The organism is Streptomyces sp. Tek67B01 (assembly GCF_055231995.1).
On the sequence record NZ_JBUYUY010000001.1, the window covers coordinates 2,289,601 to 2,311,940 of the forward strand.

The 22,340-nt window shown below is 71.1% G+C and carries 16 protein-coding genes; 5 read left to right on the top strand and 11 right to left on the bottom strand.

What is annotated here, in order from left to right; translation table 11 throughout:
• Both ACV7NM_RS10105 and ACV7NM_RS10110 read left to right on the top strand, forming a co-directional pair.
• The gene (locus ACV7NM_RS10105; RefSeq protein ID WP_463409984.1) at window positions 1-2,031 is read left to right on the top strand and encodes a phosphocholine-specific phospholipase C; all 2,031 of its coding nucleotides are present in this window, start codon (window positions 1-3) and stop codon (window positions 2,029-2,031) included.
• A gap of 406 nt (window positions 2,032-2,437) precedes the next feature.
• Entirely contained in the window at window positions 2,438-3,139 is a 702-nt protein-coding gene (locus ACV7NM_RS10110) for a nitroreductase family protein (RefSeq protein ID WP_463409985.1), read from the top strand.
• Here the strand turns inward: ACV7NM_RS10110 and ACV7NM_RS10115 are convergent.
• Window positions 3,118-3,582, bottom strand: coding sequence for a MarR family winged helix-turn-helix transcriptional regulator (locus ACV7NM_RS10115; protein ID WP_463409986.1), 465 nt, complete (start codon window positions 3,580-3,582; stop codon window positions 3,118-3,120). The genes ACV7NM_RS10110 and ACV7NM_RS10115 overlap by 22 nt on opposite strands.
• A gap of 86 nt (window positions 3,583-3,668) precedes the next feature.
• On the opposite strand from ACV7NM_RS10115, the gene ACV7NM_RS10120 reads away from it, so the two are divergent.
• On the top strand, window positions 3,669-4,592 hold the full coding sequence (locus ACV7NM_RS10120; RefSeq protein ID WP_463409987.1) for a quinone oxidoreductase family protein: 924 nt from the start codon (window positions 3,669-3,671) through the stop codon (window positions 4,590-4,592).
• Between the two features lie 129 nt (window positions 4,593-4,721).
• Here ACV7NM_RS10120 and pruA read toward each other — a convergent pair whose 3' ends face one another.
• Together pruA and ACV7NM_RS10130 are read right to left on the bottom strand one after the other, a co-directional pair.
• Window positions 4,722-6,353, bottom strand: coding sequence for an L-glutamate gamma-semialdehyde dehydrogenase (pruA, locus tag ACV7NM_RS10125; protein ID WP_463409988.1), 1,632 nt, complete (start codon window positions 6,351-6,353; stop codon window positions 4,722-4,724).
• A gap of 32 nt (window positions 6,354-6,385) precedes the next feature.
• Window positions 6,386-7,312, bottom strand: coding sequence for a proline dehydrogenase family protein (locus ACV7NM_RS10130; protein ID WP_463409989.1), 927 nt, complete (start codon window positions 7,310-7,312; stop codon window positions 6,386-6,388).
• A 199-nt stretch (window positions 7,313-7,511) separates the two neighbouring features.
• On the opposite strand from ACV7NM_RS10130, the gene ACV7NM_RS10135 reads away from it, so the two are divergent.
• The gene (locus ACV7NM_RS10135; RefSeq protein WP_463409990.1) at window positions 7,512-8,783 is read left to right on the top strand and encodes a PucR family transcriptional regulator; all 1,272 of its coding nucleotides are present in this window, start codon (window positions 7,512-7,514) and stop codon (window positions 8,781-8,783) included.
• Window positions 8,784-8,882: 99 nt separating this feature from the next.
• On the opposite strand, the gene ACV7NM_RS10140 is transcribed toward ACV7NM_RS10135, so the two are convergent.
• Complete coding sequence (locus ACV7NM_RS10140) at window positions 8,883-10,049, bottom strand: GDSL-type esterase/lipase family protein (protein WP_463409991.1); 1,167 nt, start codon at window positions 10,047-10,049, stop codon at window positions 8,883-8,885.
• A 113-nt stretch (window positions 10,050-10,162) separates the two neighbouring features.
• A complete protein-coding gene (locus tag ACV7NM_RS10145) occupies window positions 10,163-10,768 on the bottom strand; it encodes a TetR/AcrR family transcriptional regulator (protein ID WP_463409992.1) in 606 nt (201 codons plus the stop codon).
• 89 nt (window positions 10,769-10,857) lie between these two features.
• Between ACV7NM_RS10145 and ACV7NM_RS10150 the strand changes: the two genes are divergently transcribed.
• A complete protein-coding gene (locus tag ACV7NM_RS10150) occupies window positions 10,858-12,399 on the top strand; it encodes an MFS transporter (RefSeq protein ID WP_463409993.1) in 1,542 nt (513 codons plus the stop codon).
• A gap of 70 nt (window positions 12,400-12,469) precedes the next feature.
• Here the strand turns inward: ACV7NM_RS10150 and serA are convergent, their stop codons facing one another.
• The 6 genes from serA to ACV7NM_RS10180 form a co-directional block, all read right to left on the bottom strand.
• Window positions 12,470-14,059, bottom strand: coding sequence for a phosphoglycerate dehydrogenase (gene serA, locus ACV7NM_RS10155; RefSeq protein ID WP_463409994.1), 1,590 nt, complete (start codon window positions 14,057-14,059; stop codon window positions 12,470-12,472).
• A 281-nt stretch (window positions 14,060-14,340) separates the two neighbouring features.
• Window positions 14,341-15,342 carry a ketol-acid reductoisomerase gene (gene ilvC, locus ACV7NM_RS10160; RefSeq protein WP_136214557.1) on the bottom strand — a complete coding sequence of 334 codons (1,002 nt, stop codon included), beginning with the start codon at window positions 15,340-15,342 and terminating at the stop codon, window positions 14,341-14,343.
• Window positions 15,343-15,490: 148 nt separating this feature from the next.
• Window positions 15,491-16,015, bottom strand: a complete 525-nt coding sequence (ilvN, locus tag ACV7NM_RS10165; protein ID WP_030027475.1) for an acetolactate synthase small subunit — start codon at window positions 16,013-16,015, stop codon at window positions 15,491-15,493.
• A 32-nt stretch (window positions 16,016-16,047) separates the two neighbouring features.
• Window positions 16,048-17,934 (bottom strand): acetolactate synthase large subunit, encoded by a 1,887-nt coding sequence (locus ACV7NM_RS10170; RefSeq protein WP_463409995.1) that lies wholly within the window; start codon window positions 17,932-17,934, stop codon window positions 16,048-16,050.
• Window positions 17,935-18,164: 230 nt separating this feature from the next.
• Window positions 18,165-21,134: a putative bifunctional diguanylate cyclase/phosphodiesterase gene (locus ACV7NM_RS10175; RefSeq protein WP_463409996.1), complete on the bottom strand. Its 2,970-nt coding sequence runs from the start codon at window positions 21,132-21,134 to the stop codon at window positions 18,165-18,167.
• A gap of 239 nt (window positions 21,135-21,373) precedes the next feature.
• Window positions 21,374-22,321, bottom strand: a complete 948-nt coding sequence (locus tag ACV7NM_RS10180) for a 2-hydroxyacid dehydrogenase (RefSeq protein WP_463409997.1) — start codon at window positions 22,319-22,321, stop codon at window positions 21,374-21,376.
• Window positions 22,322-22,340 lie beyond the last annotated feature (19 nt).

A 22,340-nucleotide genomic window follows, 5' to 3' on the forward strand; every position in this document is an offset into this window, starting at 1 on the left:
GTGACACCGATCAGCCGCAGGGGTTTCGTGGGTATCGGCGCCGGGCTGGTGGCGGGGGCCACCCTGCCCGCGGTCACGTCGACGACGGCGGCCGCGGCCGCCGCGACCGGCACGATCACCGATGTGAAGCACGTGGTGATCCTCATGCAGGAGAACCGCAGCTTCGACCACTACTTCGGTCGACTGAGGGGCGTCCGCGGCTTCGGCGACCGCGCGGCCGGCAACATACCGGGTGGTTGGGGCACTTTCAACCAGCCCAACTGGGGCGGCCGCCAGTATCCCTGGAAGCTGAGCGCCACCCCCGCCGCCGGCGGTGTCGACAGCGAGACCCTCGCCCAGTGCGACGGGGACCTCCCGCACAGTTGGTCCTCGCAGCACGCCGCATGGGACAAGGGCCGGATGGACAACTGGGTCACCGGCGTCGGCAACACCCGCACCCTCGGCTACCTCGACCGGGGTGACATACCGTTCCACTACGGGCTCGCCGACGCCTACACGATCTGCGACGGCTACTTCTGCTCCACCCTCAGCGCGACGGGCCCCAACCGCACGTTCCTGTGGAGCGGCAAGGTCGACGCGGGCAGCAAGGACGGCGGCGACGAGTCCGGGCTGACCTGGGAGACGTACGCCGAGGCCCTCCAGCGGGCCGGGATGAGCTGGAAGGTCTACCAGAACGCCCAGGACAACTACGGCGACAATGGCCTGGCCTACTTCAAGAAGTTCACGGACTCGGCCCCGGGCGACCCGCTGTGGGACCGGGGCATGGGCTCCGTCCCCAAGGTCACCGGCTCCACCCCGGACGACATCGCGGCGGCCATCCGCGCCGACGTGGTCGCCGGCACCCTGCCCCAGGTGTCGTGGGTCGTGGCGAGCGAGGCCTTCTCCGAGCACCCCTACGCGCCTCCCGGCGACGGCGCGCACTTCGTCGACCTGGTCTACCGGGCGCTCGCCGCGAACCGGGAGGTCTTCGACTCCACCGTCCTCTTCCTGAACTACGACGAGAACGACGGCTTCTTCGACCACGTCGCCCCGCCGATCGCCCCGCCCGGCACCCCCGGCGAGTACATCGACGGCACCCCGATCGGCCTGGGCTTCCGCGTGCCGATGATCGTGATGTCCCCGTGGACCCGGGGCGGCTGGGTCAGTTCCGAGGTCTTCGACCACACCTCCGTGCTCCGCTTCATGGAGACGTGGACTTCGGCCCTGGGCACCCCCGCGACCTGCCCCAACATCAGCGCGTGGCGCCGCAAGGTGACGGGCGACCTGACGGGCGTCTTCGACTTCGCGCACCCCGTCTACGGCGTCCCCGCCGGACTGCCCCCGACCTCGAAGGTCATCGGCCAGTCGACCTGCGGCCCGCTGCCCAACCCTGCGCCACAGGACAACGCCCTCCCCGCGCAGGAAGCCGGCACCCGTCCGGCGCGGGCCCTGCCGTACCAGGCGAACGGAAACCTGGACCGCTTCGAGTTCGGGGCGGCGGGCAAGATCCTGGCCTGGTTCTCGATGACCAACCAGGGCGCGCAGGCGAAGCAGGCCGCGCACTTCTCGATCCACCCGCACCAGTACCGGGACACGGCGGCCTGGCAGTACACCGTCGACGCCGGTTCCACCGCGACGGACTACTTCAACATCGGGCTCGGCAGCGGCTCCGGCAAGTACGACATCTCGATGTACGGTCCCAACCGCTTCCTGCGGCGCTTCATCGGCGACGCGTCGAAGGCGGGGAAGTCGGTCGAGGTCGCCGCCCGCTACGCGGTGGAACCGGGCACGGGCAAGACGGCGCTCTACTTCAAGATGACCAACGCCTCGGCCGCACCGGTCACCTTCACGATCCGCTCGAACGCCTACCGCACGGACGGGCCGTGGACGTACACAGTCCCGGCGAACTCCTCCCGCGAGGACTACTTCAACGCGGTCGCGTACAACAACGGCTGGTACGACTTCACGATCCTGGCGGACTGCGACGGCACCTGGTCGCGCCGCTACACGGGCCACATCGAAACGGGCGCGCCGAGCGTCTCGGGCTCGTAGCCGGAGCCTGGGGCGGGGGCGAGGGCGGCGGAAAGGCCAAAAACGCGCGGGGGTTCCGGAATTCGGAGAGCCCCTCGCGCGATCGGCGATCCCCGGCGGGCACCCGGCGGGGGCCGGCCGGTCGGGGGCGTGGTCCATCGCGGGCCGCGCCGCACCCGCGCAGGTCGATCGCGAGGGCGCGTCCCCCGCGTCGGCAGTGGTCCAGGCGCGCGCGGCGGGCACGGTCGGCGGGCCGTCGGGGCTCCGGGCCGCCCCGGGCCGCCCAGTGAGCGCCTGTGGGAACAGCCGCCCGCCGCGGGAATCGACCGGCGCGCGCCACCCCCAAACCTCCCCTGAGCGCACAGATCGGACAGCGGGCGGCGGCGGGAATCTGGTGGCGACCGGTCCTCCGCGTGAAGATCTGCGCATGTCACACGAGACCGAGCACTGGACCCCCACCCACGGCCTGCCCTACCGGCCCGTCGCCTACCGCCCGGCGCGCATGCCGAGCCGGGAATCCCTTGCGCGCGTCGCCGATTTGCGGGCGCGGATGGACGAGCGGCGCACCGTCCGCCGCTTCTCCACCGACCCGGTCCCGGAGCAGGTCGTGCGGGACGCCATCGCCTGCGCGGCGACCGCCCCGTCCGGCGCGCACCAGCAGCCGTGGACGTTCGTCCTGGTCAAGGACCCGGCCGTCCGACAGCAGATCCGCGCCGCCGCGGAGCAGGAGGAACAGATCTCCTACGACGGCCGGCTCGGCGAGGAGTGGCTCGCCGCGCTGCGCCCGATCGGCACGGACGCCGTCAAGACCCACCTGACCGACGCGCCCGCCCTGATCGTCGTCTTCCGGCAGCGCTACTGGCTCGGCCCGGACGGCACGAAGCGCAAGCACTACTACGTCGACGAGTCGGTCGGCATCGCGGTCGGCATGCTGCTGTCCGCGCTCCACCTCAGCGGCCTGTCCGCGCTCGTCCACACGCCGAGCCCGATGCGCTTCCTGGGCCACGTCCTGAGCCGCCCGGAGAACGAGAAGGCCTTCGCCGTCATCCCGGTCGGCTACCCCTCGGACGACTGCGAGGTCCCGGACCTGCTCCGCAAGTCCCTGGATCAGGTCTTGGTGGAGGTCTGACCGCTCTCGTCCGCGGTCGCGTCGTGAATACGGCTCAGCAGGGCCATGAGCGTGCGCCGCTCCGCCGGCGCCAGCGGCGCGAGGAACTCCGCGTTCGCCGCCTGCGCCAGGGCTCCGCAGCGGGCCAGGGTGGCCGCGCCCGCCGGGGTGAGGCTGACGGAGTTCTTGCGGCGGTCGGCGGGGTCGGGGGTCCGCAGGACGAGGCCCGCGTCCTGGAGGTGGTTGAGCAGCCCGACCAGGTCCTTGGGGTCGACGGCCAGCCGGCGGCCCAGGTCGGCCTGGGCGAGGGGGCCGTACTCGTCCGTCGCGGCGAGGACCGCGTGGTGGGCGGGCTTGAGCCCCTCCGCCGCGAGCGCGTCGGCGACCAGGGCGCGACCCCGGGTCGCCACGCGGCCGACGAGCCAGCTCGGCAGGGACTGGATGTGGGCGAGCGCTGAGGTCATGGACCCAACCTATCCGAAAACCGTTGGACACCCCCACGATCTCCATTATCGTTGGAGATCCCAATGAGTTGGATCGAGGAGGTCCCGTGCGGCGTGTTCGGTACGAGGTCAATGGCGGACCCGAGGTGCTGTTGTGCGAGGAGGCGGAACTCCCCCGCCCCGGCGCCGATGAACTGCTGGTGCGCGTCGAGGCGATCGGCGTCACGCTGCCCACCGTCCGCAAGGTGCGCGAGAGCAGCGAACCGATGCCGCTCGGCGGCGAGGTCGCCGGCACCGTGGAGGCCCTCGGCGCCGACGTGACCGACTTCGCCGTCGGGGACCGCGTCACCGGCCTCTGCTTCGCGGACGCCTACGCCGAGGCCGCCGTCGTGTCCACCGCCATGGCCTCCCGCGTCCCCGACGGCGCGAGCGCCGTCGAGGCGGTCGCGCTCGTGCGCAGCGGCCTGGTGGCGCGCGGAGCGTACGAGGCCGCGCGCCCGGAGCCCGGGGAGTCGGTCCTGGTGACGGCGGCGGCCAGCGCCGTCGGAGGCCTCGCGCTCCAGTACGCCAAGGCAGGTGGCGCCGGGCGCGTGGTGGCGGCCGTCAGCGACCGCGCCAAGGCCGACTTCGTGCGCGGCCTCGGCGCCGACGAGGTCGTCCTGTACGGGGACGCCGGCTGGGGAGACCCGTACGACATCGTCCTCGACGGTGTCGGCGGCGACCTGCTCTCCCCCGCCGTACGCGCCCTCGCGCCCGGCGGCCGGCTGGTGGCCTACGGCTCCGGCGGCGGGACCGTGGAGGCGTACGAACTGCTGGTGCGCGGCGCGTCGGTGATCGGCTTCCAGATGCGGTCCGTCGCCCTCGGCAAACCCGCGCTGTACGCCTCCTGGTTGCGCGAGGTGTGGGAGCTGCGGGACGCCGGCACCCTGCGCGCGTCCGTGCACGAGGAGGTGCCGTTGGCCGAGGCGGCCCGCGCGCACACGCTCATCGAGGAGCGGCGCAACCTCGGCAAAGTGGTCCTCGTGCCGTGAAGTCCTCCTGTCCGGAAGCCCTCGCGCCGCGAAGTCCTCGCGCCGTGAAGTCCTGGCGCGTTGGAATGGAGACCGCCCCCGCTCCGGGCTTGGGGGTACCGGAACGGGGGCGGGGTTCGGCGGGGGCGGTCAGCCCATGTGGGGGTACGCGTAGTCCGTCGGCGGGACCAGCGTCTCCTTGATGGAGCGGGTCGAGGTCCACCGCAGCAGGTTCGACGCCGCGCCGGCCTTGTCGTTCGTACCCGAGGCACGGCCGCCGCCGAAGGGCTGCTGGCCGACGACGGCGCCGGTCGACTTGTCGTTGATGTAGAAGTTGCCCGCCGCGAAGCGGAGCTTGTCCATCGCGTCGGCCACCGCGTAGCGGTCCTGGGCGATGACGGCGCCGGTCAGCGCGTACGCCGACACCGACTCCATCTGCTCCAGCATCGCGTCGAACCGCTCGTCCTCGTAGACGTGGACGGCCAGGATCGGGCCGAAGTACTCGGTCGTGAAGACCTCGTTCTCCGGGTCCGTGCACGCGATGACGGTCGGGCGGACGAAGTAGCCCTCCGAGTCGTCGTACGTGCCGCCGGCGACGATCGTGCAGGTCGGGTCGGCCTTGGCGCGGTCGATCGCGGCCTTGTTCTTGGCGAACGAGCGCTCGTCGATGACGGCGCCGATGAAGTTCGTCAGGTCGCGGACGTCGCCCATGGCGATGCCGTCGACCTCGGTCGCGAAGGCCTCCTTGAAGCCGTCGTTCCAGATCGACGCCGGGATGTACGCGCGGGAGGAGGCCGAGCACTTCTGGCCCTGGAACTCGAAGGAGCCGCGGGTCAGCGCCGTCTTGAGGATGTCGCGGTCCGCGGACGGGTGCGCGACGACGAAGTCCTTGCCGCCGGTCTCGCCGACCAGGCGCGGGTAGGACCGGTACTTCTCGATGTTGTTGCCGACCGTCTTCCACAGGTACTGGAAGGTCTTGGTCGAACCGGTGAAGTGGATGCCCGCCAGCTCGGGGTGGTTCAGGGCCACCTCGGAGACGGCGATTCCGTCGCCCGTCACCAGGTTGATGACGCCCTTGGGCAGACCGGCCGCCTCCAGGAGCTCCATCAGCAGGACCGCGGAGTGCGTCTGCGTCGGGGACGGCTTCCACACGACCACGTTGCCCATCAGGGCCGGGGCGGTCGGCAGGTTGCCGGCGATGGCCGTGAAGTTGAACGGGGTGATGGCGTAGACGAAGCCTTCGAGGGGGCGGTGGTCGCTGCGGTTCCACACGCCCGCGCTGTTCGCGGCCGGCTGCTCCGCCAGGATCTGGCGGGCGAAGTGGACGTTGAAGCGCCAGAAGTCGACGAGCTCGCAGGGCGTGTCGATCTCGGCCTGCTGGGCGGTCTTCGACTGGCCGAGCATCGTGGACGCGGCCAGCTTCTCCCGCCAGGGACCGGCCAGCAGGTCGGCGGCGCGCAGGATGATCGCGGCGCGGTCGTCGAAGGACATCGCGCGCCAGGCCGGAGCGGCGGCCAGGGCGGCGTCCACGGCCTCCTGGGCGTCGGCCTCGGTGGCGTTGGCGTAGGTGCCGAGCACCGACTTGTGGTCGTGCGGCTGCACGACGTCGAAACGCTCGCCGCCGCCCATCCGCTTGACGCCGTTGATCGTCATCGGGAGGTCGATCGGGTTCTCGGACAGCTGCTTGAGCTGGATTTCGAGACGTGCGCGCTCCGGGCTGCCGGGGGCGTACGAGTGGACCGGCTCGTTGACCGGCGCGGGGACCTGGGTCACAGCATCCATGGGGCTGGTAACTCCTTGAGCTAGTTCTGGACCTAGTTCTTGGTGATCATCGAGCGGAGGAAGAAGAGCAGGTTGGCCGGCTTCTCCGCCAGGCGGCGCATGAAGTAGCCGTACCAGTCCGTCCCGTAGGCGGTGTAGACGCGCATCCGGTGACCCTCGGCGGCCAGCCGCAGGTGCTCTTCGCCTCGGATGCCGTACAGCATCTGGAACTCGTACTCGTCCAGTTTGCGCCCGGCCGCGCGCGCGAGCTCCTGTGCGATGGCGATGAGACGCGGGTCGTGCGACCCGATCATCGGGTACCCGTCGCCCTCCATCAGGATCTTCATGATCCGGACGTACGCCTTGTCGATCTCGGCCTTGTCCTGGTAGGCGACCTCGGCGGGCTCCTTGTAGGCGCCCTTCACGATCCGTACGCGGCTGCCGGCGGCGGCCAGGCGGCGGGCGTCGGCCTCGGTGCGGAAGAGGTACGCCTGGATGACGCATCCGGTCTGCGGGAAGTCCCGGCGCAGCTCCTCGTGGATGGCGAACATCGAGTCGAGGGTGGTGTGGTCCTCGGCGTCCAGGGTGACGGTGGTGCCGATCGCGGCGGCGGCCTCGACGACGGGGCGGACGTTGGCGAGCGCGAGCTCGTGGCCGCCCTCCAGCGCCTGGCCGAACATGGACAGCTTGACCGACATCTCGGCCTTGTCGCCCAGGCCCAGGGCGGCGAGGCGTTCGATCAGCTCCAGGTAGGCGTCCCGCGCGGCGTGGGACTGCTCCACGGTGGTGATGTCCTCGCCGACGACGTCGAGGGTGACCTCCAGGCCCTTGCGCGTGAGGTCCCGGACGATCGGGATGACCTGGTCGACCGTCTCGCCGGGGATGAACCGGTTCACCACGGGCTTGGTCACGGGGGCGGCGGAGACGATTCGGCGCATCTTGTCGCTGCGCGACGCGGCGAGGATCGCGGGACCCAGCACGGGGCACCTCCAACGGGTGGCAGAAGCGGACATACGATCCGTCGCCGGATGGGCGGGGGACGTAAGAAAAACGCAAGTAAAACCACCGTGAAACCTAAGGATCTCCACGATCCTCTGCCATCGACAGCTGTCACGCATCCGTGGCGGCTATCTCATACATATGTCTGACGGCAGGCTGTGAGAGTGGGAGAATGTCCGGGTGAAGGGCGATTACCAGGACCTGGTGGACGAGATCTCGGCGCTGGTCGGCGCCCCGGCGACGCTGGAGAACCGGGACTTCCGCCTCATCGCCTTCGGCGCGCACGACAGCGATGACGATCTCGCCATGGACCCGGTACGGACCCGCTCGATCCTGACCCGGCAGTCGACGGCTGCCGTCCGCGCCTGGTTCGAGGCCTTCGGCATCGCCCGCGCCACGGGACCGGTACGCATCCCCGCCGCTCCGGACGCGGGGGTGTTCCGGGGCCGGATCTGCCTCCCGGTGCGGTACCGGGGCATCGTGCAGGGCTACGTGTGGCTCCTGGACCCGGAGCCCGGAGCGGGCGCGGGACCCGGCCCGGCGGCGTTGGCCTCCGCCATGGAGGTCGCCGAGCGGATCGGGGTGCTCCTCGCACAGGAGGCCAAGGCGGGGGCGGACCTCTCGCGGGAGTTCCACGCGGCGCTCACCGCCGGGCGGGGCTGGGAGCGGGACATGGCGGAGGCCGCGCTGCGCTCCGCCCTGGGCCCGGACGGCGACGGCCTGCACGCGGTGGTCTGCGTGACCCCGTGGGCCGGGGAGGCGCCGGGCTCCGTGCCGGGCGCGGCGGCGGTGTGCGTGGCGCCCTGCCCGGGGCCGGCCGGCGACGGGCCCGAGAGGGGCCTTGCCCTGCTGGTCAGGCTCCGCTCGGCGGACACCCTCACCCCGGCCGAGACGGTGGCGGCCCGACTCCTGCCGCGTCGGACCACACCGGCGGCGGCCGGGAACCCGGCTCCGCACACCTCCCCCACCACCGCCCGGACCGCGACCGCCGGGGCCGCGACCGCCCGGAGCGCGACCGCCGGGACAGCGACGGGCGTTCCCGCGACGGCCGGTATCGCCGAACCTCGGCGCGGGCCGGCCGGGCTCGCCGACGCCTGGGCGCAGGCATGGGCGGCGGCCCGGGCGGCGACCGCCCAGCCCCGGCTCGGCGCGGTGGCCCGGTGGTCTGCGATCGGTCCCTACCGGATGCTGGCAGCGCTGGCGACGGCCCCGGTGGACGATCCGGCGACCCGGGTCCTGCTCGGCCCGGCCCACCGGGAACTGGCCCGCACCGCCGAGGTGTTCCTGGACTGCGCGGGCCAGGCCGGCCGCGCGGCGGCGGCCCTCGGCATCCACCGCCAGACCCTGTACTACCGGCTGGGCCGGGTGGAGCAGCTGACGGGGCTCGACCTCGACGAGGGCGAGGACCGGCTGCTGCTCCACATGGCGCTCAAGACGGCCCGCCTCGCCTGACCGGCCCGTCCGGCTTGACGATCCGCTGCGCCTGACCAGCCCGTACGGCCTGATGGCCCGCCTCGCCTGACCGGCCCGTCCGGTTCGCGGGCCCTCCCGTCAGGCGCCCTTCGTCGCGAACGGCCCGCCCTCTCCGAAGGCCCGCTCCGCGAACCTCTCCCCGATCCGGCGGTGACCGGCGGCGTCGGGGTGCAGCCCGTCCGGCAGCGGCGATCCGGCCAGGTCGGACTCCCCGTAGAGCTCGCGGCCGTCCAGGTAGTAGAGGTTGGGGTCTTCGGCCGCGCGCGACGCGGTGATCCGTGCGAGTTCCTCCCTGACGACGGCCAACGTCAGCTTCCCCGCGGCCCGTTCCGCCGGGTCGCCCGTCGCGCGGAAGCGCAGCGTCCCGCCCTCGAACTCCGGCGTGAGGGGCCCGGGGGTGTCCTCCTGGATCGGGCACAGGATCGGGGAGACGACCAGCAACGGCGCGCTCGGATGCCCCTCTCGGAGGGTGTCGAGGAAGCCGTGGACCGCCGGTCCGAAGGCGCGCAGCCGCATCAGGTCGGTGTTGACCAGGTTGATGCCGATCTTGACGCTGATCAGGTCGGCGGGGACGTCCCGCATGGCCCGGGCGGTGAAGGGGTCGAGCAGCGCGTTGCCGCCGAACCCGAGGTTGATCAGCTCCACGCCGCCCGCGCGGGCGGCGACGGCCGGCCAGGTGCCCGTGGGCCCGGAATCCCTCGAACCGTGGCTGATCGAACTGCCGTGGTGCAGCCACACCCGGCGGGCGCGGTCGGCCGCCGCCGTGACGGGGGCGTCGGTGCGCAGCGCCACCAGTTCGGTGACCTCCGCCTGCGGCAACCAGATCTCGACGTCCTTCTCACGATCGGCCAGCCCCGTGAACCGGACGGTGGCGACCGGCCCGGGCTCGGTCACCGCCGCCCCGGTCGTCATGTCGACGGTGCGCACGTTGCCGCCGGCGGCGATCACCCCGGCCGTCACGACGCCGTCGACGACCAGCTCGTAGAGTCCGTCCGGCGTCGCGGGGGCGTCCCGGTAGACCACCTTCGTGGGTAGGACGTCCAGTTCCACGGCGGTGGCGCGGGTGCGGAACGCGAGCCGGACGCCGGAGGGCTGGGACTCGACCATCGCGAGGTAGGGATCGGGGCACTGCCGTCGTGCCCGGGCGGGCAGCCGGTGCGGGAGCAAGCCGTGGGCGGTGCGCTCCAGTTCGAGCGCGCCGCGCAGGACGTCGGGCCCGACAGGGGTGGTGGTCCAGTCCGTCACATTGACCTCCTTGGGGGGTGATCAGCGACGATAGACACACGGCGTGGCCCGGCGCCGCATCCTTTTCCCCCGGGACGTCGACGGTCGCGGCCTCCCCGGCCGTCTCCCGCGCCCTACGCGCCCCCGCCGCTCTTCCTCTCTCCTCCCGAGGCCTTGGACATGCCCTCGGCCGCCAGACGCATGCCCTCGCTGAACTCCTCGGCCGTGGCCGCCGATTCGGGATCGAAGAGCCACTGGATCATCAGGCCGTTCAGCAGCGCCTGGTAGAAGGTGCCCAGTGTGCGCATGTCCCGCTCCGTCAGTTCCTCCTCGGGCCGCCCGGTGAACATCGCGATCATGCCCTTACGCCCCTCCACCTGGGAGGTCGCGAGCATGCTCCGCAGCTCCGGCAAGCGGTCCCCGCTCAGCGCCACCTCCAGGCTGGCCGCCCAGATCGGCCCCCCGCCCTCTGGTTGGGACAGGACCCCGTCCCATACGGCGCGGAAGCGTTCCAGCGAACCGCCCTCGCCGCCCAGACCGCCCTGGAAGCCCTCGCCCCACTCCCGGATGAGCTCGATGAACGCCTGGGTGAGCAGGGCGTCCTTCGAGCCGTAGTGGTAGCCGATCGACGCCAGGTTGGTGCCGGAAGCCTTCACGATGTCCCGCGCCGTCGTGCGCACGAATCCCTTGTCGACCAGGCACTGCTTGGCGCCTGCGAGCAGATCCTCACGATGTCCCATGCCGCCACGGTATCAAGACAACCGTCCTAGACGACAGTTCTATACGCACGTACTAGACAACCGTATAGATGCCTTGTACCGTCCTGCCCATGACGAACCCCGCTGCTCCAGCCCGCCTCGCCGGCCGCCGTGAATGGATCGCCTTCACCGTCCTCGTGCTGCCCCTGCTCCTGGTCTCGATGGACGTCTCCGTCCTCTACTTCGCCATCCCCGCGATCACCCGACAGCTGGACCCGAGCGCGACCCAGCAGCTGTGGATCTTCGACAGTTATGCCTTCGCCCTCTCCGGACTCCTCATCACCATGGGTTCGCTGGGCGACCGGATCGGCCGCCGCAAGCTGCTGCTGATCGGCGCGGCGGCCTTCGGCCTCGCCTCGGTCGGCGCCGCCTACGCCACCAGCCCCGGGATGCTGATCGCGGCCCGCTTCCTGCTCGGCATCGGCGGCGCGACCCTGATGCCGTCCACGCTGGCGCTCGTCCGCAACCTCTTCCGGGACGCCAAGCAGCGCGGTCAGGCCATCGCCATCTGGTCCGGCGCGATGACCGGCGGGATCGCCCTCGGGTCCGTCATGAGCGGCCTGATGCTCAACCACTTCTGGTGGGGTTCGGTCTTCCTCGTCAACGTCCCCGCGATGCTGCTCCTGCTGCTCCTGGTCCCCGTGCTCGTCCCGGAGTTCAAGGACCCCGCCCCCGGCCGCTTCGACCTGCTGAGCGTCCCGCTGTCGATGGCCGCCGTCCTGCCGCTGGTCTACGGCCTCAAGGAGATCGCCGCCGAGGGCTTCGAGCCGCTCCACCTCGTCAGCGTCACCGTCGGTCTGGCCTTCGGCTACGTCTTCCTGCGCCGCCAGGCGACCCGTGCGGACGCCATGATCAGCCGGGACCTCTTCAGGGGCCGCGGCTTCGGGGCCGGTATCGGCCTGGGCACCCTCGCCGCCTTCGCCATGATGGGTTCCGCCTACTTCAGCACCCAGTACCTCCAGTCCGTCCTGGGCATGGGCACCCTCGAAGCGGCCCTGTGGAGCCTCGCCCCCTCGCTGGCGATCGGCGCCGCCGCCCCCGTCGGCGCGGCCATCGCCCAAAAGACCGACCGCGCCTACGTCATCGCCGTCGGGTTCGTCCTCGCCGCCGTCGGGTTCGCCCTGATGGGGCTGGTCGACACCGACTCGCTGTGGCTGCTGCTCGTCGCCGCGGGCGTCCTCGCCTCGGGCATCGTCACGGTGATGTCCCTCGTCTCCGACATGGCGCTCGGCTCGGCCCCCGCCGAGAAGGCCGGCTCGGCCGCCTCCCTGCTGGAGACGGGGCAAGAGTTCGGCGGAGCACTCGGGATGGCGCTCCTCGGCAGCCTCGGAACCGCCGTCTACCGCGCCGACCTGGCCGACGCCGACCCCGCCGTGCGGGAGACCCTGGGCGGGGCGGTCGCGGTGGCCCAGCGGCTCGGCGGCGAGGCCGGCGGGCAGATCCTCACACTGGCCCGGGAGGCCTTCGTCCACGGGATGCGGTACGCGGCCTGGGGCGGTACGGCGCTGCTGCTCGCGGCGGCGGTGGCCGCGGTCGTCTCGATCCGGGGCATCGGAGCTCCCGCCCCGGTCGCGGCGGATCCGGTCGAGGCTCCCGAAGTCCTCGCGCACTGAGCTTCGTAGAAGAAAAAGGCGGAAGGGCCCGGGGAAACACCCGGGCCCTTCCGCTCAGCCGTACGGCGGATCAGGTGAGGCTCACCGTGCGCGCCGAGACCGCGCCGATCTCGGCGGCGATGTCCGCGAGGACGTTGACCGGGACCTCGGCGTCGACCGTGAGGACGCCGAGCGCCTCGCCGCCCTCCTCCGCACGGGCGACCTGCATGCCCGCGATGTTCAGGCCGGCTTCGCCGAGGATGCGGCCGACGGTGCCGACGACGCCCGGGCGGTCGGAGTAGCGAAGGACGACCATCTGGTCGGCGAGCGCCAGGTCGACGTCGTACTCGCCGATGCCGACGATCTTCTGAAGGTGCTTCGGACCCGCGAGCGTGCCCGAGACCGAGACCTCCTGGCCGTCCGACAGGGTGCCGCGTACGGTCACCACGTTGCGGTGGTCGGGGGACTCCGAGCTGGTGGTCAGCCGGACCTCGACACCGCGCTCCTGCGCGAACAGCGGGGCGTTGACGTAGGAGACCGTCTCGTCGACGACGTCCTCGAACACACCCTTGAGGGCGGAGAGTTCCAGCACCTTGACGTCGTGCTGGGTGATCTCGCCGCAGACCTCGACATCGAGGCGGACCGCGACCTCGCCCGCAAGGGCGGTGAAGATGCGGCCGAGCTTCTCGGCGAGCGGCAGACCGGGACGCACGTCCTCGGCGATGACGCCGCCCTGGACGTTGACCGCGTCAGGCACGAGCTCACCGGCGAGCGCCAGGCGCACAGACTTGGCGACCGAGACGCCGGCCTTCTCCTGGGCCTCGTCCGTGGACGCGCCGAGGTGCGGGGTGCAGACGACCTGGTCGAGCTCGAACAGCGGGGAATCCGTGCAGGGTTCCTTCGCGTACACGTCGAGGCCTGCGCCGGCGACGCGGCCTTCCTTGATCGCCGAGTACAGCGCGGCCTCGTCGACGATCCCGCCGCGGGCGGCGTTGACGATACGGACGGACGGCTTCACCTTGTGCAGGGCCTCGTCACCGATGAGACCGAGGGTCTCGGGCGTCTTGGGCAGGTGCACGGTGATGAAGTCGGCGACCTCCAGCAGCTCGTCCAGCGTCAGCATCTTGACGCCCATCTGGGCGGCGCGCGCCGGCTGTACGTAGGGGTCGTACGCGACGACCTTCATGCCGAAGGCCGACATGCGCTGGGCGACGAGGACGCCGATGCGGCCGAGGCCCACGACACCGAGGGTCTTCTCGCTCAGCTCCACACCGGTGTACTTGTTCCGCTTCCACTCACCGTTCTTGAGCGCGGTGTTGGCCTGCGGGATGTTGCGCGCGGTGGCGACGAGCAGGCCGCAGGCGAGCTCGGCGGCGGTGACGATGTTGGAGGTCGGGGCGTTCACGACCATCACGCCGGCCTTGGTGGCGGCGGAGACGTCGACGTTGTCGAGGCCGACACCCGCGCGGGCGACGACCTTCAGCTTCTTGGCGGCGGCGATCGCCTCGGCGTCGACCTTGGTCGCGGAGCGGACCAAGATCGCGTCGACATCGACGATCGCGGGCAGCAGCTCCGCGCGGTCGGCTCCGTTGACGTGCCGGATCTCGAAGTCCGGGCCGAGCGCGTCCACGGTGGCGGGCGACAGCTCTTCGGCGATGAGTACGACGGGTTTCGAGCTCACGTGGGTCCTCACAAGTCCAGTGCGACGGCCGTCCCGACGGCCGCAGGCGGTGGAGGGGGTAGCCGCGTGGAAGACGCACGACACTGTGGGCCTGACGCGTTGTCTTATGCAGTGTAGTAGCGCTTCCGGGCCGGAACTCCGCCTGTACGGAGAGATCACCCGTCCGTGATTGGCCGGGGTGGACAAGCGGCGGTTTCGGAGGGTGCCGATCCGGCCGGATCGGCACCGGCGGTGTTGCGCGGCGGGGCCGGGAGTGGTCCCGGCCCCGCCGCCTCACGAGATCAGCTCTCGTCGTTGTCGACCCAGCTCATCAGCTTGCGCAGCTTCTTGCCGGTGGTCTCCAGCAGGTGCGCCTCGTCGGCCTTCTTGTACTCGTTGTACTTCGGCAGACCGGCCTTGTACTCGGCCATCCAGGTGTTGGCGAACTCGCCGCTCTGGATCTCCGCGAGGACCTTCTTCATCTCGGCCTTGGTGGCGTCGGTGATGATGCGGGGGCCGGTGATGTAGTCGCCCCACTCGGCGGTCTCGGAGACCGACCAGCGCATCTTCTCCAGGCCGCCCTCGTACATGAGGTCCACGATGAGCTTGAGCTCATGCAGGCACTCGAAGTACGCGATCTCCGGCTGGTAGCCGGCCTCGGTCAGGGTCTCGAAACCGGCCTTGACCAGGGCGGACGCGCCACCGCAGAGGACGGCCTGCTCGCCGAAGAGGTCAGTCTCGGTCTCCTCGGTGAAGGTCGTCTTGATGACGCCGGCGCGGGTGCCGCCGATGCCGGCCGCGTACGAGAGGGCGAGCGCGAAGGCGTTGCCGGTGTAGTCCTGCTCGACGGCGGCGATGCAGGGCACGCCGCGGCCTTCCTCGTACTGGCGGCGGACCAGGTGACCCGGGCCCTTCGGGGCGACGAGGGCGACGTCCACGTTGGCCGGGGGCTTGATGAAGCCGTAGCGGACGTTGAACCCGTGACCGAAGAAGAGCGCGTCGCCGTCCTTGAGGTGGTCCTTGACGGACTCCTCGTAGATCTCGGCCTGGAGCGGGTCCGGGGTCAGGATCATGATGACGTCGGCCCACTCGGCCGCCTCGGCCACGGGGAGGACCTTGAGGCCCTGCTCCTCGGCCTTGGCCTTGGACTTGGAGCCTTCCTTCAGACCGACCACGACCGGGACGCCGGAGTCGCGCAGCGACAGCGCGTGGGCGTGGCCCTGGCTGCCGTAACCGATGACCGCGACCTTGCGGCCGGCGATGATGGACAGGTCGGCGTCGTTCTCGTAGAACAGCTCGGCCACTGGGATATCTCCTTGGTGCGCTGGTGTTGCTCCCACCGTACGGCGGGGAACGGAATGTGAGTTTGTCGGTCTCGCCATACGGGCGGCTCGCGTGTCGTCTCCGGGTCACCGGCGGGTCGTCGCGGAAGCCGCCGCGCGGGGCGGTCGATCAGGCGCTGCGGTCGAGCGCGCGCAGGCTGCGGTCCGTGATGGACCGGCCGCCACGCCCTATGGCGATCGTGCCGGACTGCACGAGCTCCTTGATGCCGAAGGGCTCCAGCATCTTGAGCATGGCGCCGAGCTTGTCGCTGCCTCCGGTGGCCTCGATGGTGACGGCCTCCGGGGAGACGTCGACCGTCTTGGCGCGGAACAACTGGACGATCTCGACGATCTGGGAGCGGGTCTCGTTGTCGGCGCGGACCTTCACCAGGACGAGTTCGCGCTCGATGGCGTTGTGCGGCTCCAGCTCGACGATCTTGAGCACGTTGACCAGCTTGTTCAGCTGCTTGGTCACCTGCTCCAGCGGGAGGTCCTCGACGTTCACGACGATGGTGATGCGGGAGATGTCGGGGTGCTCGGTGACGCCGACCGCGAGGGAGTCGATGTTGAACCCGCGGCGGGAGAACAGCGCGGCGATCCGGGCGAGGATGCCGGGCGTGTTCTCGACCAGGACGGAGAGCGTGTGCTTGGACATGTGAGGCGTTCTCTCTCTCAGGCTCTCTCGGCTCAGTCGTCTTCGTTGTCGCCGAAGTCGGGACGGACGCCCCGGGCTGCCATGACCTCGTCGTTGGAGGTGCCGGCGGCGACCATCGGCCACACCATGGCGTCCTCGTGGACGATGAAGTCGACGACCACCGTACGGTCGTTGATCGCGTTGGCCTCGGCGATGACGCGGTCCAGGTCGGCCGGGTCCTCGCAGCGCAGGGCGACGCAGCCCATGGCCTCGGACAGCTTGACGAAGTCCGGGACGCGGGTGCCCTGGCGGGGGGCGATGGACTCGCCGAGCTGTGAGCCGACGGTGTCGTGGCCGGTCTCGTCGGCGTGCAGGACGGTGTTGGAGTACCGCTGGTTGTAGAACAGGGTCTGCCACTGGCGGACCATGCCCAGCGCGCCGTTGTTGATGATCGCGACCTTGATCGGGATGTTGTTCAGCGCGCAGGTGACCAGTTCCTGGTTGGTCATCTGGAAGCAGCCGTCGCCGTCGATCGCCCAGACGGTGCGCTCGGGCATGCCGACCTTGGCGCCCATCGCGGCGGGGACCGCGTAGCCCATGGTCCCGGCGCCGCCGGAGTTCAGCCAGGTCCGGGGCTCTTCGTAGTTGACGAAGTGCGAGGCCCACATCTGGTGCTGGCCGACGCCGGCCGCGTAGATGGTGTGCTCGGGGGCGAGCTCGCCGATGCGCTGGATGACCTGCTGCGGGGAGAGCATGCCGTCCGCCGGCAGGTCGTAGCCCAGCGGGTACGTCTCGCGCCAGCGGTTGAGGTCCTTCCACCAGGCGCTGTAGTCGCCGGCGTTGCCCTCGGTGTGCTCGGCCTGGACGGCCTGGATCAGGTCGGCGATGACCTCGCGGGCGTCACCGACGATCGGGACGTCCACCTCGCGGTTCTTGCCGATCTCCGCGGGGTCGATGTCGGCGTGGATGACCTTCGCGAAGGGCGCGAAGCTGTCCAGCTTGCCGGTGACGCGGTCGTCGAAGCGGGTGCCGAGGGCGATCAGCAGGTCCGACTTCTGCAGCGCCGTGACGCCGGTGACCGAGCCGTGCATGCCGGGCATGCCGACGTGCAGGGGGTGGCTGTCGGGGAAGGAGCCCAGCGCCATCAAGGTCGTGCAGACGGGAACGCCCGTCAGCTCGGCGAGGACCTTGAGCTCGGCGGTCGCGCCGGACTTCATGACGCCGCCGCCGATGTACAGGACCGGGCGCTTGGCCTGGCAGATGAGCTTGGCGGCCTCGCGGATCTGCTTGGCGTGCGGCTTGGTGACCGGCCGGTAGCCCGGCAGGTCGTGGGTGGGCGGCCAGGAGAAGGTCGTCTTCGCCTGGAGCGCGTCCTTGGCGATGTCGACCAGGACGGGGCCGGGCCGGCCGCTGGAGGCGATGTGGAACGCCTCGGAGATCGTCCGCGGGATGTCCTCGGCCTTGGTGACCAGGAAGTTGTGCTTCGTGATCGGCATGGTGATGCCGACGATGTCCGCCTCCTGGAAGGCGTCGGTGCCGATGGCCTTGGAGGAGACCTGGCCGGTGATCGCGACCAGCGGGACGGAGTCCATGTGGGCGTCCGCGATCGGCGTGACCAGGTTGGTGGCGCCGGGGCCGGAGGTGGCCATGCAGACGCCGACCTTGCCGGTGGCCTGGGCGTAGCCGGTGGCGGCGTGGCCGGCCCCCTGCTCGTGGCGGACCAGGATGTGACGGACCTTCTTGCTGTCCATCATCGGGTCGTAAGCGGGGAGGATGGCGCCGCCCGGGATGCCGAACACCGTGTCGCACCCCACCTCTTCGAGAGAGCGGATGAGGGACTGCGCACCCGTGACGTGCTCAACTGCGGCGGACTGCTGTCCACCCGTACGGGGCCGCGGCTGCGGATGGTGGGCCCCGGTGGCCTGGTCGGTCATCGGCATTCTCTTCTCGAAGCTGAGGGTTTTACGAGGAGCGGGGGTCTCCCCCGGACCGTGTCCGGGGGCGTGTGCCAGTGCAACAAAAAACCCCTCGTGCCGGGAGGCAAGCGAGGGGAGCGCGTCGGGCGTTGTGGAGCGGGGACATACCGACCCCGGCTTCAGCCGACGCGCTTTCCAAGTACGAGAATTCGGGTGCGCATGGCATTGACCCTCCCTCCGTCGGGAGGTCGATGTCAAGTAGGTGGGACGGGCGTCTCATTATGTGAGCCCCTATGGGTGACCATCGAGCCACCGGGCGAGCCGCCGGCCAAGGCGGGCTGGGCCAATACGCCCGGTACTGGGAACGTACCCCGCACGAGCGAGCGCCGCAGCCTGTATTCGTCGAGTGGCCCGGAGAAGGCCATGCCTTGTCCATGGGTACACCCCATCGAGCGCAGCGCCATGACCTGCTCGGGCCGGTCCACCCCATCGGCCACGGACTGCATGCCGAGATCGTTCGCGATCCGCAAGAGCCCTGCCGTGATCTTGTGCAGGCGGGCAGACTCGACCACGCCCTCGACCAGGCCCCGGTCCAGCTTGAGCATGTCCACCGGGAGGCGCCGCAGGGCGCTGATGGCCGCGTAGCCGCTGCCGAATCCGTCGAGCGCGATCCGGACGCCGAGCCTGCGCAAGGCCGCCAGGCGCCGCTCCAGCTCGTCGAAGGGGACTCTGGGGTCGTTGTCCGCGAGCTCGATCACCAGCGCCCCCGACGGCAGCCCGTGCCGGGACAGCAGGGCCTCCACCGAGGGCTCCGGCGCGGCTCCCCCGGTTCCGGCCGGGGGTGCTCCCAGCTCCAGCAGCCGCTCGGCGGTCATCCGGACCGCCACCGGGACGTCGTGCCCGACCCGGTGCCGTTCCGCGGCCTGCTCCACGGCCTGCTCCAGCAGCCGGCGCCCCAGCTCTGCGGCGCGCAGGGACGCGGCCCCGGTCCGGGCCCCGGGGGCACCCGGGGAGGCGGCGTGCGCTCCTTCGCCGGACTCGGCGACACGCAGGACCTCGGCCGGGGTGAACAAGATCCCCTGGGCGGAACGCCAGCGGGCCTGGGCGGCCACCGCCGTGACCTCCCCGGTGGCAAGCGACACCACGGGCTGGTGCAGCAGGGCGAACTCGCCCTCTTGGAGCGCGGCGCGCGGCCGGCCGGCCGGCTCCGCCTTCCGAGCGGCCGCCGTCTGCATCTGTGGCACGTACAGCTCGACGCGGTCCTTGCCGGCCGCCTTGGCCCGGTACATCGCCAGGTCGGCGTTGCGCATCAGGTCCGAAGGCGTGATGCCGGGGTCCGCGAAGGCCACCCCGATGCTGGCGGCGACGCGGACCTCGCTCCCGGAGATCCGGTAGGGCTGGGAGAGCGTGGCCCTCAGCCGGTCGGCGATCTCGCGCACCTGGTACTCGCGGCCACCGCGGTCGCGGCTGCCGTCGCCCACGATCAGCGCGGCGAACTCGTCACCTCCGAGGCGGGCGGCCGTGTCCCCGGCCCGGACGGAGTCCTGGAGCCGGCGCGCGGCCTCGACCAGCAGTTCGTCACCGGCCTGGTGCCCGATCGTGTCGTTGACCGCCTTGAAGCCGTCGAGGTCGATGAAGAGCACGGCGGTGCTCCGGTCGCCGGCCCGGCGGCCCGTGAGGGCCTGGCGGACCCGGCGGGTGAACAGGGCCCGGTTGGGCAGGTCCGTCAGGGCGTCGTGCTCGGCGCTGTGCTGGAGCTGGGCCTGGAGCCGGACCCGCTCGGTGACGTCCCGGCTGTTGAGGATCAGGCCGCCCTGGTGGCGGTTGACGGTGGACTCGACGTTGAGCCATTCGCCGCCGCCCGACTTGAACCGGCACTCGATGCGGGTGGTGGGTTCCTCGGTGGGCGGAGCGGCGAGGAAGCGGCGCACCTCGTGCACCACGCGGCCCAGGTCCTCGGGGTGGATCAAGGTGGCCAGTTCCGTCCCGACGAGCTCCTCCGCCTCGCGGCCGTACACCCCGGCGGCGGCGGGGCTGACGTAGCGCAGGGTCCCCGTGGGCGCGGCGATCATGATGACGTCGCTCGACCCCTGGACCAGGGAGCGGAAGTGGTTCTCCTTCTGCGCCAGTTCCTGGGTGAGCGCGATGTTGTCGAGGAGCATGATGCCCTGGCGGATGACGAGGGCGAGGACGACGGTGCAGCCGGTGAAGACGACCACACGGTCGACCTTCCGGCCGTCCACGACGTTGTACAGGATGCCCAGCGTGCAGACGGCGGCCGCGAGGTACGGGGTGAGGGCGGTCAGCGATCCGGTGATGGGACGGCTGACCGGGCGGTCGCCGCGGGGGTGCCTGGGGACGGCGGGGCCCGGGTGGCTGCGGCGGGCGCCCCAGGGCGCGTAGGCGAGGAGCAGCGAGCCGGCGAACCAGCCGGCGTCCAGCAACTGCCCCGACTTGTAGGCGGCGCTGAGCAGCGGTGAGGTGAACAGGGCGTCGCTGAGCACGGTCAGGGCCAGCGCCGCGATGGCGGTGTTGACGGCGGACCGGTTGGTCTCGGAGCGCCGGAAGTGCAGGACCAGGACTATCGAGACGAGCGCGATGTCCAGGATCGGGTAGGCGAGGGTGAGCGCCGCGCTCAGCACGCTGCTGGGGGTCCCGGACTGGGCGGTCCGCGCGGCGTTCGCGAGGGCCAGGCTCCAGGACAGGGTCAGCAGGGAGCCGCCGATGAGCCAGGAGTCCAGCCCGAGGCAGACCCAACCGGCGCGGGTGACGGGACGTTTGGCGAGGACGAGCAGGCCCACGATCGCGGGCGGCGCGAAGCAGAGGAAGGCGAAGTCGGCGAGCGAGTGCTTGGGCACCTCGGCGCCGAGGATCACCTCGTACCAGCCCCAGACCGCGTTTCCGCAGGCGCCCATGAGGGAGGAGAAGGCGAACAGCAACCAGGCGGGGCGTTCGCGCGGGTCGATGGTGCGCGCGTAGCCGTAGCAGGAGACGGCGGCCAGCAACGCGGCCCCGCTGAGTCCGAAGTCGCCCATGAAATCGGCGACGAACTTGGAGCCCCATCCGAGGGCCGATCCGACGGCGTAACCGGCGCACGTGGCGGCGAGAAGCAACTGCATCGTCAGGCCCCTGGCCCCGGCGCGGCCCGGCGGCCGGGTCAGGAGCGCCGCCGCCCCCGGGGCGCTCACCGGTCCACCTCGCCGGCCGGTTCGGGGGCACCCCATCGTCGCTTCCGGCGGCTCTGCCGCACCCGATCCTTCGTCCATTGGCCGTACATCGCCCGTCGCCCCCCAAATGGTCCGATCACTCCCCAGCGCCAGACGTTCGTGGCGCAGCCCCTTCTTCCGGACGATACACCACTTTCGTCACTCAGGGACATAGCACGTCTACGCTCAGTGACCGTGGAGGAGGGGTTCCGACACCGCTCGCACTCGCCCGAATGCGCTTGGTCACCATCCTGCCCTCAGTCCGTGATCAACACGGTGTTCTCCACCGGTTCCCCGGCGGCGAACCGAGCGAGCTGGCGGGCGACCAGGCGCTTCGCCCGTGGCTCGAACGCGCTGCTGCTGCCGCCCACATGAGGCGTGATCAAAGTGTTCGGCGCGTGCCACAGCGGATGGCCGGCGGGCAGCGGTTCCGGGTCCGTGACGTCCAGCGCCGCCCGCAACCGCCCCGTCCGCAGCTCCGCCAGCAGCGCGCCGGTGTCGACGACGGGACCCCGGGCGACGTTCACCAGGAGGGCGCCGTCCTTCATGCGGCCGAGGAAGCCGGCGCCCGCCAGGCCCCGGCTCTCCTCGGTCAACGGCGTGGTGAGGACCACCACGTCCGCGTCCGGCAGCAGCCGGGGCAGCTCTTCCAGGGAGTGCACCGGGCCGCGCGGCACGGAGCGGGCCGACCGGGCGACGCGCGTGACCAGCCGGCATTCGAACGGCTCCAGCCGGTCCTCTACGGCCGCGCCGATCGACCCGTAGCCGACGATCAGGACGGACTTGTCGGCGAGCGCCTCGTAGAAGCCCGAGCGCCACTCCTCCCGGTCCTGACCGCGCACCATGCCGGGGATGCCGCGCAGGGAGGCGAGGATCAGGGTGAGGGCCAGTTCGGCGGTGCTCGCCTCGTGGACGCCGCGCGCGTTGCACAGCCGTACGCCCGACGGCAGGTCGTCGAGGCCGGGCAGGACGTGGTCGATGCCGGCCGTGAGGGTCTGGACGACCCGGATCACGGGCATGGCGGCCAAGGGGCGCAGGGTCACCGCCGAGGACTTCATGTAGGGCGTCACGTAGAAGACGCACGCCCGCGGGTCCGCGGGGAACCGCTCCTCACCGTCCCACAGGCGGTAGCGGAAGGCGTCGGGGAGGCCGTCGACCTCGTCGGCGGGGAAGGGGAGCCACACGTCCCCGGTCGTTGCAGTCATGATCACGAGGCTATGCGAA